At 36.8% G+C, this 12447-nt stretch carries 11 protein-coding genes; 3 read left to right on the top strand and 8 right to left on the bottom strand.

Annotation, left to right across the window (positions count from 1 at the left end; translation table 11 throughout):
* Positions 1-4: 4 nt before the first annotated feature.
* From IWC72_RS00055 to IWC72_RS00045, 3 genes are all read right to left on the bottom strand, one after another.
* Positions 5-1516, bottom strand: coding sequence for an ankyrin repeat domain-containing protein (locus IWC72_RS00055; protein WP_194524236.1), 1512 nt, complete (start codon positions 1514-1516; stop codon positions 5-7).
* 88 nt (positions 1517-1604) lie between these two features.
* Positions 1605-3005 (bottom strand): hypothetical protein, encoded by a 1401-nt coding sequence (locus IWC72_RS00050; protein WP_194524235.1) that lies wholly within the window; start codon positions 3003-3005, stop codon positions 1605-1607.
* A 20-nt stretch (positions 3006-3025) separates the two neighbouring features.
* Positions 3026-5440 carry a TonB-dependent receptor gene (locus IWC72_RS00045; RefSeq protein ID WP_194528424.1) on the bottom strand — a complete coding sequence of 805 codons (2415 nt, stop codon included), beginning with the start codon at positions 5438-5440 and terminating at the stop codon, positions 3026-3028.
* Between the two features lie 126 nt (positions 5441-5566).
* Here IWC72_RS00045 and IWC72_RS00040 point away from each other — a divergent pair, with 126 nt between their 5' ends.
* Together IWC72_RS00040 and IWC72_RS00035 are read left to right on the top strand one after the other, a co-directional pair.
* Entirely contained in the window at positions 5567-6556 is a 990-nt protein-coding gene (locus tag IWC72_RS00040; RefSeq protein ID WP_194528423.1) for a helix-turn-helix domain-containing protein, read from the top strand.
* Between the two features lie 282 nt (positions 6557-6838).
* Complete coding sequence (locus tag IWC72_RS00035; RefSeq protein WP_194528422.1) at positions 6839-7279, top strand: hypothetical protein; 441 nt, start codon at positions 6839-6841, stop codon at positions 7277-7279.
* Between the two features lie 58 nt (positions 7280-7337).
* Here IWC72_RS00035 and IWC72_RS00030 read toward each other — a convergent pair whose 3' ends face one another.
* Positions 7338-8141 (bottom strand): HAD family hydrolase, encoded by an 804-nt coding sequence (locus tag IWC72_RS00030; RefSeq protein ID WP_194528421.1) that lies wholly within the window; start codon positions 8139-8141, stop codon positions 7338-7340.
* 92 nt (positions 8142-8233) lie between these two features.
* On the opposite strand from IWC72_RS00030, the gene IWC72_RS00025 reads away from it, so the two are divergent.
* Entirely contained in the window at positions 8234-8656 is a 423-nt protein-coding gene (locus IWC72_RS00025) for a secondary thiamine-phosphate synthase enzyme YjbQ (RefSeq protein ID WP_194528420.1), read from the top strand.
* A 53-nt stretch (positions 8657-8709) separates the two neighbouring features.
* Here the strand turns inward: IWC72_RS00025 and rplT are convergent, their stop codons facing one another.
* The 4 genes from rplT to thrS all read right to left on the bottom strand — a co-directional run bounded on the left by rplT (position 8710) and on the right by thrS (position 11972).
* Positions 8710-9054, bottom strand: coding sequence for a 50S ribosomal protein L20 (rplT, locus tag IWC72_RS00020; RefSeq protein ID WP_194524229.1), 345 nt, complete (start codon positions 9052-9054; stop codon positions 8710-8712).
* Between the two features lie 89 nt (positions 9055-9143).
* Positions 9144-9341 (bottom strand): 50S ribosomal protein L35, encoded by a 198-nt coding sequence (rpmI, locus tag IWC72_RS00015; RefSeq protein ID WP_027064530.1) that lies wholly within the window; start codon positions 9339-9341, stop codon positions 9144-9146.
* A gap of 104 nt (positions 9342-9445) precedes the next feature.
* Complete coding sequence (gene infC, locus IWC72_RS00010; RefSeq protein ID WP_317171424.1) at positions 9446-9994, bottom strand: translation initiation factor IF-3; 549 nt, start codon at positions 9992-9994, stop codon at positions 9446-9448.
* A 37-nt stretch (positions 9995-10031) separates the two neighbouring features.
* Positions 10032-11972 (bottom strand): threonine--tRNA ligase, encoded by a 1941-nt coding sequence (gene thrS, locus IWC72_RS00005; protein WP_194528419.1) that lies wholly within the window; start codon positions 11970-11972, stop codon positions 10032-10034.
* Between the last annotated feature and the right edge of the window lie 475 nt (positions 11973-12447).

Genomic DNA, 12447 nt, shown 5'->3' with positions numbered 1-12447 from the left:
GGAACTAGTTTAAAAATTGAAGATTAACCTTGTTTTTGGCCAACAATTCGTTCTCGCTTGCTAAATCGTGGGCAGTTTCACCAAATTCGGTAGTAGACTTTAAGTCGGCTCCATTTGCAATCAAAAACTTCAAGATTTCTGCATTTTCGGTTTTCATGGCCGCATAATGTAACGGGGTGTTGCCATCTTTATCCTTGCCGTTGATATCTGCACTAAACGTCTTTACCTTTTTGAGCAGACCTAGGTTGTTTTTTGCAACTGCTAAATGCCATACCGTGCTATTATCGCCTTGTAGTTGTGTAAAATCAAGACCTTTACCCTTTAACGCAGCAACTTTAGCATCAAATTCACGAGGTTTACCACGACCGTTAAAAAGGTAAGAAACCAAGTTGTTTCCGTTTTTATCAAGAACATCTACACTAGCCCCTTTAGAGATTAAATACGTTACTACGTCTGCACTGTTGTTTTGAATGGCAGCGGTTAGAGCGGTATGGCCATCTTTATCGGCATGGTTGATGTTATCGGTTGTCTCAGTAAAATAAGTGATAACCTCCAACTCATTTCTTCCGGCAGCTTTTATTAGGGCCGTTTGGCCTTCTGCATCTACCGCATTTGGATCTACATCTTTTGATATGAAGTAGTCCAAAACTTTAATGTCTTTAGATGATGCTAAATTATGTAATGGTGTGGTACCTTCCTTAGAAACAACATTAGGTGCAATACCCAGTCCTTCCAAATATTGGAAAACGGCTATGCCGTTGCTACCGCCACGGCCAACTCTACTTGCAGCAAGAATAGCATTATCACCGGTTTTATCATTTTTAGTTGTTGAAACACCACGTTCTTTTAGAGCTTTAAGAACATCAATGTTTCCACCTTTTGCTGCATAATAAAAGATACCGTTACCGTCCTTATCCGTAGCGTTGATATTTAGACCTTTAGAGATTAAATAATCTGTGAATTTAAGGTCTTTAGCGTTGGACACTGCCACTAAGATTATGTTAGCGCCATGATGGTCTTTTTCATTTTTTAAATCGGCACCATTGGCAATCAACAATTCATAAATTTTTGGATCTGTTTGTCCGCCTGCAGAAGCAAAAGCACTAGGGTAGTACCCGTGAGAATCCACTACGTCTAGTTTGGCACCTTTCTCAATTAGGTATTCCATTGCTTCTACGTTCCCACTGTAAGCAGCCCAGAAAATATAGGTACGGGAATCATGTGTTTTTTTGTTTACGTCATTACCCTGCTCAACCAAATATTTTATTGTGGCTAAAGGGCTGTCTGCCAATAATGCAAAGGTAGTTGCATCAAAACCACCACCGTTAGCTACCGTGGCCGAGTGACCTTCTTTTATAGTAGCTTCAATAGTACTAATACTTGGTTTTTTCTCCCAAAAACTTCTATTTAATAAAGTATTAGGGTCTTTTGGGCCTCCTCGCTGGGCCATGGTACTGATGGATACCAGAGCGAAGCTGAGAACTAAAACGAAATTTCTAAAAATAGCTGTCTTCATGTTCGTATAATTTAGGTTCTAATTTGTTAAAACCATTACCGGACATTAAGCCCGATAATGGTATTTTATACCTAGTGATTTTAATAGTTTACCAAGCGCCAATGAAATGGCTGCCTGTAGCATTAACCAATTCAGCACCTTTTGTTACTGCACCGGTCTCGGTCTCTACAATATATATATTACCATTTTGACCAACTGGTGCTTGAGTAAGATAGATTTCCGTTCCGTCAACCGCATAACCTTGGTACTGGAATAATTCAAAATCTACTTCGTAAGGAATATCGTTTATTTGAGTTGCGGTTTTTGCGTTCAAATCCACTAATGCAAAAAAGCTTTCTCCTCTACCGGAAATACCTTCTGCAGACCCATCATGACGATAAGCCAAAACTGCTTTTCCATTGGCTGCAGGTCTCCATGCCAAAACGTATGCACCGGTTACACCTAGAGCATCATCTAAATTAAAGTCATATGAATCATCATATAGGTTGTTTGCTCCAATTTTTAAGATATAAGAACCTTCAGGGTCACTTTGGTTGGCTTGGTAAACGCTTCCACCATATTCAAAAGAATTGATACTACGGTATCCATTAGTATTACCGTGGCCAACACCTGATGTAATTACAGTTGGGTTTAACAAAGAAGGGTAATCTAATACAATAGTTTTGGATCCTAAAATTTCGTAATCAGTCTCATCACTTTCAAGTGTAGTTGGGTCTATTTTACTTACTCGAGCACCAATGTATAATTTGTCTCCAGCCTCATTTAAAGTAGGCATATCTATTCTAGAGATATAATAACCTTGTGCCTCTTCTTCATCACTTAGTCCGATTTCATGTTCTTCAAATGCGTTTATTTTAGAATCAACTAAATCTAAGGTAACTACACCTATAGTTTGACTTGTGCGTATGTAGGTGTCATCGGTAACTTCATTAGGAGTACCGTTATCATCAACTTGATGCTCGGTAGATACGTATACAGCAGAACCGGTGTTATCTCCGTCAAACAATTTTATCCATCTTGGAGCAGTACCCACATAAGGAGCAATACTGATTTCTGAACCTGTTAGCTCAAAATCACTACCTCCATTTACTGTGTATTTGGTATAATTACCTCCAGTGTCACCAGCATAACTGATATTAAAAACAGTGTTACCGTCTTCTGAAGCTTGTAATCTTGCCGTTCTATTAGACGGGGCTACAAAACCATTGTTAAAAGGGTCTATTTGTACCGTAGGGTCTTTAGCATCTTCACTGGTTACGGAATATATAAGAGTTCCACCGTTTCCATCTCCTGGGTTGTCTCCCATTTTGGCTCCAGCTATGGTAATCCATCTTGATTCTACCTCTTCTTCTTCCTTTTCTACTTCTTCCACCTCTTCTTGTTCAGTTTCCGGTGCTACTGTATTGTCATCGCTGCTACAAGCAGTCATAAAACCAACGGCAAATATGGCAATGGCATATGATTTCAAATTTAATACGGGTCGTTTCATAATAGATTCTATTTAGATATTTAAAAATTATTGATTGTATAATTGAGTTTAAAATAAAAGCCTCTTCCTGGTTTTTGAACCGATAAATTGTCATAGATGTCTTGATCAAAAATATTTTTAACATCAAGACTCAATACAAAATCCTTTTTTGGGAAAGTATAGCTTAGGCCAAAGTCGTGAGCAAACTGTTGTGGAATTAAAAATTCATCCTCTCCTGTAGTATTGGTTCCTGCAGCAAACTTGAATGCAAATTCATCTGTGTAGTAAGCGTTATAAAAAAGATTGATTACTGATTTTGATTGGATTAAATCTTTAATGGTATACCGCAGACCAGCGTTCATGGTAGATAGGGGTACGTTAGGAACGTCGGTTTTAATACCTGAATTTACCGTGGTCAAACTCATATGGGTTATATTGAAATTAAACCCAAGGTTGTTATTGTAGGTATAATTGAATTCTGCTTCAATACCTTTAGATTCGGCTGTATTTTCTAAATTGGTATACTGAACAAACTCATCACTGTCTCTTAGTGCATCGGCATTGGTAGGCAACCCAATTCTGTTTTCAATATTTCGGGAAAAAAAGTTGGCAGCGAGTGTAAGGCCATGCTTGTTTATATTGAACTTCCCAAGTCTAAAACCTAAATTTAAATTGTTGCTTGTTTCTGGTTTAATGGTTAAGTTAGGGAGCAAATTGTCTCCCGCATCTCCAAAAACTTCGTTTTCACTTGGTAAGCGAATAGCTTTTTCGGCAGATGTTAATATGGTAACGGTAGGAATAATGATGTACGAAGCAGCAAAGCCATACCCGGTATAATCTACGTTACTATCATAAACTTCATCTACGACTTCGGTATTGTCTTCATTAAATTCAGGTTGGGTATTCTTAACTTTTTGTTGATAGTATTTTCCAAAAGCATTTAAGTTTAGTTTTTCATCAAAGGCATTAACCTCATAACTTAAAGAAGTAATATGCTTATATAAATCACTTGTTTGTTGAAAAGTGTTTTCTAGTAGCGATATCATTGCATCACTATCTTCTCGGTCAACACCGCTATATACATGGTTCAGCAAGACTTTATGGTTGTCATTAATGGCGTATGATAGACCTGAACGAACAGAAGATACATTTCTGACTATTTTGGCCAGTGTTGGTCCATTTTCATTTTGGGAATCCCATATGTAATCAAGGTACTCACCATCAAAACCAACTCTTCTTTCTCCCGTCCAACTATAAGCTTCGGGAACGGTGTCATTTATGATGCGATTACGCTTACCATATACACCGGTGATATTAAGATCAAGCCCTTTAACGAAAATATCTCTCTTTTGATACGTTAGATTTCCTAATATGGCGTCAGATTCTAAAAAGCGTCCTTTATAAGGAAGTTTAGTTACGAAAGTACCATGTTGTACTTCATTATATTCATCAGAAGCCGTAACTCCTATTAAGAACTGATCGGCCCAACTAACATTGGTGTATCCTATTTGCACCATACCTCCTGTAGAACGGTAAGCATCATGAAACCTTCTAGCAACGATGGGGGTTTCTACTCCATTGGGAGCAATATCTACAATGGTTCTCCCTGAGATTTTATAGTCGTTATCCGAGTAGTTATGAAAAGCGGATGCTTTGACGGTAAATCCGGATTTGTCAAATCTATATGCTCCGTTTAAATTGGTCTGTAAGGTGTTAAAAGAACCATATGAAACGGAAGCATTCAAGTTATTTTTGGCTCCTTTATGTAGTACAATATTAATGGCTCCGCCTATAGCGTCGCTAGATAAATGCCCTGGCACCACTCCTTTGTACACTTCAATATTCTTAATCATGGATGGAGGAATGCTATTTAGGCTAAAAGAGGATCCATAAATAGAAATGGGTATACCATCTATAAATATACTTACGGACCTACCTGATAAACCATTAAGACTATATTGAACATTAGATCCTAAACCTCCATTTTGACGTATTTTAACCCCAACTGTAGTGTTCAATAAATCGTTGGTTTGAATACTTCTAAGGCTGGCTTCTTGTGTGTTGATGGCATTTACAGCAAAACCTTGGGTTTCAAGTTCTGTCTCTTTGCTCTTGCCATTTACCGTAACCTCGTTTAGATTCTCAACGTTTTCCTCCAGTGTAAAACTGAGTTTAATATTGTTAGTATTTTTATTGACTTCAACTGTTTTTGAGCGGGTGCCGTACCCAATAAAAGATGCGACGATTTTATGTGTGCCAAAAGGAACTTTATCAAGGCTGTACGCGCCATTGTCATCTGTTAAAACACCAAGTTTTAGCCCCTCTAACAAAACACTTGTAAAAGGCAAAGGCTTTCCAGAGGCATCACTCACTACACCAGATATAACGCCTAAAGTTTCTTGTCCATGAATGGATAAGATTGCTAAGAAAAAGAAAGCCGTAAATAAGTTCTTCATATTATTTTCAAAAAAATCTGTTTGTTTTTATTAAGATTTAGTCTAAATAAATAACTTTGCAAAACTAACCTAGGATTTGGGGTAGGAATAACGCAAAAGGAAGTTTTAGTTACGAATTAAGAATAAATGAGAATAGGCCTTTTTCCAATTACGAAACATAGTATTGACAATGGCGTTAATTCCAGAGAATTGGCTTATAATACTGCTATGCAGACTAAAGCATGTACACTTGGAAAAGGAGGTGAGGGAGGTCAAGAGGAATTACTGTTAGATGGGGCTTCGGTACTATTGAGGAAGTTAGGTTTAGACAGTTTTTCTAGGATAGAATATGAAAATACCCATTTCTGTTTCGGAATCCATTTTTTGCTTGAAGGCAACTATAAGTTTATAAGTGTAGAAAATAAAATCAAAGTAAATATTAACTCTGGAAGCTACAATCTTGTGCAATGGCCAAAAATCATAGGAGTTGAAAAGCTCAAGGGAAAAGAGTATGTTTCAGTAGATATTTTTTTTACTAAGGAGTTTCTTGAAGACTTATTCGGGGCAGAGACTGATTCTGCTTTTGAGAATTTCGTTGATACTTCCATAAAAAAACCAAAATACCTATGGAGCGAAGGGAGGCCTATATCTAATAAATTAAGGCTCTTACTCTTAGAAATTTTACATTGTTCATATACCGGAAGCGCCAGAACCAATTTTATAGAATCCCAAATACGATGCTTGATGATAGAGGTGTTTTTAGGGAAAGATAATAGTATGGAGGAGGTAGGGAAGAATGTAACACTATCTGCTTTGGATAAGGAGGTCATAGATGAAGTGGTTTCATATATTAAACAGAACCTTAAGCGGAAATTAACCATTAAGGAACTGTCCGAAATAGCTGGATTCAATACTACCAAACTAAAAAGTTGTTTCAAGAAGGTGCATCAAACCACAATCTTTAAGTTTATTACACAGCTTCGTATGGAAAAGGCGAGACTTTTGGTGTTAGAGGAAAATTACACCATTGCCCAAGCATCTTATGAAGTAGGATATTCCAACCCACAACATTTTACAGTTGCCTTTAAGAAGACTATGGGGTATTTGCCTAGTCTTTTGCTTACCAATTTGTCGTAAATATTATTTGGCCAATATATATTTTCAATCATATTGTTGTTCGCCTCATTAGGCATAATTAGATATGTTTTCTACTGTGAAATGGCACATCTGAGGGAAAAATAATTTCGGTTTTCAATAATCTGAATACATGATAGTTATGGGTGTTTCCTAGGAACTCTAGGTAAAAGGCATAAAAATTTTGTGACTTTTTAAAGAACACCGGTGTCTTAAATATTGAACGAAGAGATGATACTTTACCACTCTGATAATTAATACGATTTAAATTAAAATGATAAAACTATGATAGATCAATTGAAAAGCTTGGCTTTTGATAAATTAAAAGATGCGATGGCACCCAATTCTTTGGGTGAAGGTGAAACTACAGCTGCAGCAGAACAAGGTTCTGCCGCCTTGGTGAATAGTTTGATGGAAAATATATCGGCCGGGGATTTGGGTTCCATTACCAGTTTATTTTCTAATGACGGTAATACTTCTGAAGACAATGACGTTTTTAAACTTATTGTAGGTAAACTTGCAGGAATTTTACAAGGCCAGGGTATGGACGCTTCATCGGCACAATCTGAAGCAAATAATATAGCACCGGACTTAATAAATAGTCTAAAAGAAAAATTCATGTCAAACGATGATGCTGATAGTAGCTTTGACTTAGGAAGTATAGGAAGCCTTCTTGGAGGAGGTGAAGCTGGAGACCTTCTAGGTAAAGCTAAAAGCTTGTTTTAACAAAATGATTTTTTGAGTTAGTTGTTAAAAAGGTTGCTCTCTACAAGAGCAACCTTTTTTATATATGTGATTCAATGAGTTTTTGCAATATGGTTTCCACACCAAATTCGTCATTGTTCAGAGTTTCAAACTTTGCAGCCTTTTTTACATTGGGGTGTGCATTTTTCATAGCGAAGCTAAAATCGGCAAGGGCTAGCATTTCAAGGTCATTGTTGTAATCTCCAAAGACCATGGTTTCGGCTGGCGTTACATTAAAGCGCTCTTGTACCTTTTGAAGTGCATAGCCCTTGTGTGCATTGGGACTGGAGATATCTACCCAGTTTTCACCGGATACTTTCACCTTTAAGGTCTCTTCCAAGTGAGCCACAGAAGGATAGATATATTTTTCAGAGCTTTCAAAATGATAAATAGCGATTTTAAGTATTTCTCCGTCAAAATCTTTTAAATCATTAACAACCTTGTAATCGGTATAATACTCGCGTAGTTTAGCTTCAAATTCTTCAGAATCACTTTTTATATAGGCATTATGCTTACCACAAAGAACCGGATGAATATTCTTAATGGGGTCCAATACTTCAAGAACTGAATTCTTAGACTCATATGGTAGTGGTGTAGCTAATATTTCGGTTTCATTTTGCATGACGAAACCACCGTTTTCGGCAATAACAATAATGTCATCCTTAATAGGGAGCAGTTTATCTACAATACTATGATATTGTCTTCCACTAGCAGCAACGAAAATAATACCTTGCTGTTTCATTTTTTCAAAGAGCTCAAAAAAACGAGCACTTACTTCATGATTAGAGTTTAATAGTGTGCCGTCCATATCTGTGACGACCATTTTTACTTTAGATAAATCCATGCGTGTTTTTTAGAAGATGCAAAGGTATCTGTTCATAATTTAATTAGGGTTCGTATTTAGAAAGTTTTACATTTATTTGATATATAAATTATATGAAATTTTATCAAAAAGAAATAAGACTTAAAGCGTATAACCGTGGTTTTCATCTAGTAACCCAAGAAGTATTGTACTTATTTCCAGAGCTAAAAAATATTAAGAAAGGCATGTGTCAGATTTTTATAAAGCATACATCTGCAAGTTTAACTATTAATGAGAACGCAGACCCAACGGTGCGGCAAGACTTTGAGAGTCACATGAATAAAATGGTGCCCGAAAACGCTCCGTACTATATTCACACTTATGAGGGGCCGGATGATATGCCGGCACACATTAAAGCATCTCTGATGGGTGCTTCTGTCCAAATTCCTGTAACTAATGGTAAGTTGAATCTTGGCATCTGGCAAGGAATTTATCTTTGTGAGCATAGAAACCATGCATCCGGCAGAAACCTCGTTATCACGGCTTACGGGGAATAAAAAAACCCAATACGTGCGTATTGGGTTTTTTTTAAGTGAGATGTATTCTTAATTTATTTAACCTGGTCTACGATGGCCTTAAAAGCTTCTGGATGATTCATTGCTAAATCTGCAAGAACTTTTCTGTTCAATTCAATTTCGCTAGCTTTTAATTTCCCCATAAACTGAGAGTAAGACAATCCGTGTAAACGGGCACCTGCATTAATACGGGTAATCCATAGGGCACGGAAGGTTCTTTTCTTGTTTCTTCTGTCGCGGTAAGCATATAACATTGCTTTTTCTACCGCATTTTTGGCTACTGTCCAAACGTTTTTACGTCTTCCAAAGTAACCTTTGGCTTGCTTCATCACCTTTTTTCTTCTGGCTCTAGAAGCAACTGCATTTACTGATCTTGGCATAATTTTAAATTTTTGTAGTAGGCGGTGCTTTCATGTGCACACTTTTTGAGCCTAACTCCATGGTTAATACTTTTTTACCGTAAAGAATATTACTTTAAACGTAATTGTTCTTTAATACTGTTAACATCCGCTTGATGAACTAATCCATCATGTGTTAACTTAAGCTTACGCTTTTTAGACTTTTTAGTCAAGATGTGACTCTTAAAAGCGTGCTTCCTTTTAATTTTACCAGTACCGGTAAGCTTAAAACGCTTTTTGGCACTCGATTTTGTTTTTTGTTTAGGCATTTTTCCTATTTATATGAATCTCACTTATTTATGCTGAAACTGCCCGCAAATAGCGGACAGATGTCAGTATTTTCTCTGGTAATCATAGTAAAACTATGTTACGTTTATTTTTTTGTTTTAGGGGCTATGAACATGGTCATTCGCTTGCCCTCTAATCTTGGTAATTGTTCCACTTTTCCTAACTCTTCCAAATCTTGGGCAAGTTTTAAAAGTAAAATTTCACCTTTATCTTTATAAACTATAGAACGTCCCTTAAAGAAAACGTATGCTTTTAATTTAGCACCGTCCTGCAAGAACTTTTCTGCGTGTTTTTTCTTAAATTCATAATCATGATCGTCCGTATTAGGACCAAAACGGATCTCTTTTACGATAACCTTTGTGGCCTTGGCCTTCATGATTTTTTCACGCTTCTTTTGTTCGTAAAGAAACTTCTTGTAATCTATAATCTTACATACCGGTGGTTCTGCGTTTGGAGATATTTCTACCAAGTCCAAACCCATTTCTTCCGATTTATCTAGAGCTACCCTTATAGGGTATACACCTACTTCAACGTTGTCACCTACCAACCTTACTTTAGGTGCTAGTATTTTTTCATTGATTTTGTGAGGGTTTTTATTTTCCCTCCTAGGTTGGGGCCTAAATCTTTTTCGTATTGCTATGACTAATTCTTTTTAATTAAACTTAAATTTTTTAAAACGACTTTAAGGTACTATTTATTTCTTTAGTTACCAAGTCTGAAAACTGTTCAAGGGTAATAGAGCCTAAATCCTCACCGCCATGTCTGCGAACAGAAATAGTGTTTGACGCTTCTTCGTTCTCCCCAACGATCAGCATAAAAGGAATTTTATTCATTTCAGCTTCACGTATTTTCTTACCTACGGTCTCATTCCTATCATCAACGAGGGCGCGAATTTCGTCATTTTCTAAGGAATTTAAAACTTTTTCGGCATATTTTTCGTGTTTCTCGCTCACAGGCAGTACAATAGCTTGCTCAGGTATCAACCATAATGGAAAATTTCCTCCTGTATGCTCCAGTAACAGGGCTATGAATCTTTCCATACTGCCAAAAGGAGCACGGTGAATCATAATAGGTCTGTGCAATTCATTGTCGCTTCCCTTGTAAGTAAGTTCAAAACGCTCAGGCAGGTTGTAATCTACTTGTATGGTTCCTAATTGCCATTGTCTGCCTAGGGCGTCCTTCACCATAAAATCTAGTTTAGGGCCATAAAAAGCAGCTTCACCTTTTTCAATTATGAAATCCAATCCCTTTTCTGTGGCAGCATTGATAATAGCATTTTCTGCTTTTTCCCAGTTCTCTACAGTACCTATATATTTGTCGGGCGTATCCAAATCCCTTACAGATACTTGGGCTGTGAAGTTGTCAAACCCTAGAGAACCCAATACATATAAAGATAGGTCTATAACATTTTTAAATTCTTCATCAAGTTGGTCAGGGGTACAGAAAATGTGTGCATCATCTTGAGTAAAACCTCTTACTCTGGTTAGGCCATGAAGTTCACCACTTTGTTCGTATCTATATACCGTACCGAACTCAGCAAAACGTTTTGGTAAATCTTTATAGGAATGTGGTTTAAAATTGAAAATCTCACAGTGGTGGGGACAGTTCATTGGTTTTAATAAAAACTCCTCGTCCATTTTGGGAGTTTTTATAGGTTGAAAGCTGTCCTCTCCGTATTTAGCATAATGGCCTGAAGTTACATAAAGCTCTTTTTGGCCAATATGAGGTGTAACCACCATTTCGTAACCAGCTTTCTTTTGGGCTTTCTTTAAAAAGTTTTCCAATCGCTCTCTTAGCGCAGCACCTTTAGGAAGCCACAACGGCAATCCTTGTCCAACTTTTTGGGAGAATGTAAAAAGTTCAAGCTCTTTACCAAGTTTTCTATGGTCGCGCTTTTTTGCTTCTTCTATTAGCGCAAGATATTCTGTAAGCTCTTTCTGCTTTGGAAAAGAGATTCCATAAACACGGGTTAGTTGCGGTTTGTTTTCGTCACCCCTCCAGTAAGCACCTGCAACATTTAGTATTTTTATCGCTTTAACAATACCTGTATTGGGTATATGTCCACCGCGGCACAAGTCCGTAAATGTATCATGGTCGCAAAAAGTAATACTGCCGTCCTCAAGATTTTCGATAAGTTCTACCTTGTATTCGTTTCCTTGACTCTTATATAAGGATAGAGCGTCTGCTTTAGATATGGGTCTTAGTTTAAAATCATGTTTGCCACGAGCAATTTCAAGAGCCTTTTTTTCTATTGCAGTAAAATCTTTTTCAGAAAGAGTGTGCTCGCCAAAATCAACATCATAATAAAAACCATTTTCAATAGCAGGCCCAATCGTCAATTTTATACCAGGATATAATTCTTCTAGTGCTTGAGCAACAATGTGCGAAGAAGAGTGCCAAAAAGCTTTTTTACCTTCTTTGTCGTTCCATGTGTAAAGAACAAGTGTCCCATCTTCATTAAGAGGGGTGACGGTTTCTACGGTCGTATCGTTGAATTTTGCTGAAATCACGTTTCGTGCAAGACCTTCACTAATACTTTTTGCAATATCCATAGGAGTGCTTCCTTTTGTGAACTCCTTTATATTTCCGTCAGGTAATGTAATTTTTATCATGCCCATTTTTTGTAATAAGGGTGCAAAGATAGTATACAGTTACAAGGCACACAATATATAGGGTTAAGTTTATGAGGTGTTTGTTGCTTAAAATTGATAAAGATGTCTTTAGGTCTAAATGAAAAAGAATCCTATAATTAGAAAAAACTGTTTCATTGCTTCTTATATATGTGGATGTAAAGTAAAAATTAATAAAACATTAAGTGTAAAAGTTTGTGTTGACACTTGTATGAATCAATAAAAAAATCTAATTTTAAGGCCCTTCTTTTTTGTGTGGAATATAATTTACTGGATATAAGGGGTTTGGGTAATTTTTGAAAAAATATTCAAAAAACTCTTTGAGAAAAGAAAAAGGGTGTTACATTTGCAGCCCGCAAAACAGGCATGAAGATGTTTGTTAGGTTAGGGTAAAAAAATAGTAAACGTTCCTTGTAAAGTATTGTTTTTGTTGTCGGGAAAAAGATTTCGATTTTTT

Origin of the sequence: Zobellia roscoffensis (assembly GCF_015330165.1) — a bacterium.
GTDB lineage: Bacteria > Bacteroidota > Bacteroidia > Flavobacteriales > Flavobacteriaceae > Zobellia > Zobellia roscoffensis.
The sequence above is the reverse complement of the archived record's forward strand: the minus strand, read 5'-3'. Positions and strand labels throughout refer to the sequence as shown.

Bases quoted from the DNA above. Each gene is read 5' to 3' on its own strand.
- IWC72_RS00055 (WP_194524236.1), bottom strand. From the start codon at position 1,516: ATGAAGACAGCTATTTTTAGAAATTTCGTTTTAGTTCTCAGCTTCGCT.
- IWC72_RS00050 (WP_194524235.1), bottom strand. From the start codon at position 3,005: ATGAAACGACCCGTATTAAATTTGAAATCATATGCCATTGCCATATTT.
- IWC72_RS00045 (WP_194528424.1), bottom strand. From the start codon at position 5,440: ATGAAGAACTTATTTACGGCTTTCTTTTTCTTAGCAATCTTATCCATT.
- IWC72_RS00040 (WP_194528423.1), top strand. From the start codon at position 5,567: ATGAGAATAGGCCTTTTTCCAATTACGAAACATAGTATTGACAATGGC.
- IWC72_RS00035 (WP_194528422.1), top strand. From the start codon at position 6,839: ATGATAGATCAATTGAAAAGCTTGGCTTTTGATAAATTAAAAGATGCG.
- IWC72_RS00030 (WP_194528421.1), bottom strand. From the start codon at position 8,141: ATGGATTTATCTAAAGTAAAAATGGTCGTCACAGATATGGACGGCACA.
- IWC72_RS00025 (WP_194528420.1), top strand. From the start codon at position 8,234: ATGAAATTTTATCAAAAAGAAATAAGACTTAAAGCGTATAACCGTGGT.
- rplT (WP_194524229.1), bottom strand. From the start codon at position 9,054: ATGCCAAGATCAGTAAATGCAGTTGCTTCTAGAGCCAGAAGAAAAAAG.
- rpmI (WP_027064530.1), bottom strand. From the start codon at position 9,341: ATGCCTAAACAAAAAACAAAATCGAGTGCCAAAAAGCGTTTTAAGCTT.
- thrS (WP_194528419.1), bottom strand. From the start codon at position 11,972: ATGATAAAAATTACATTACCTGACGGAAATATAAAGGAGTTCACAAAA.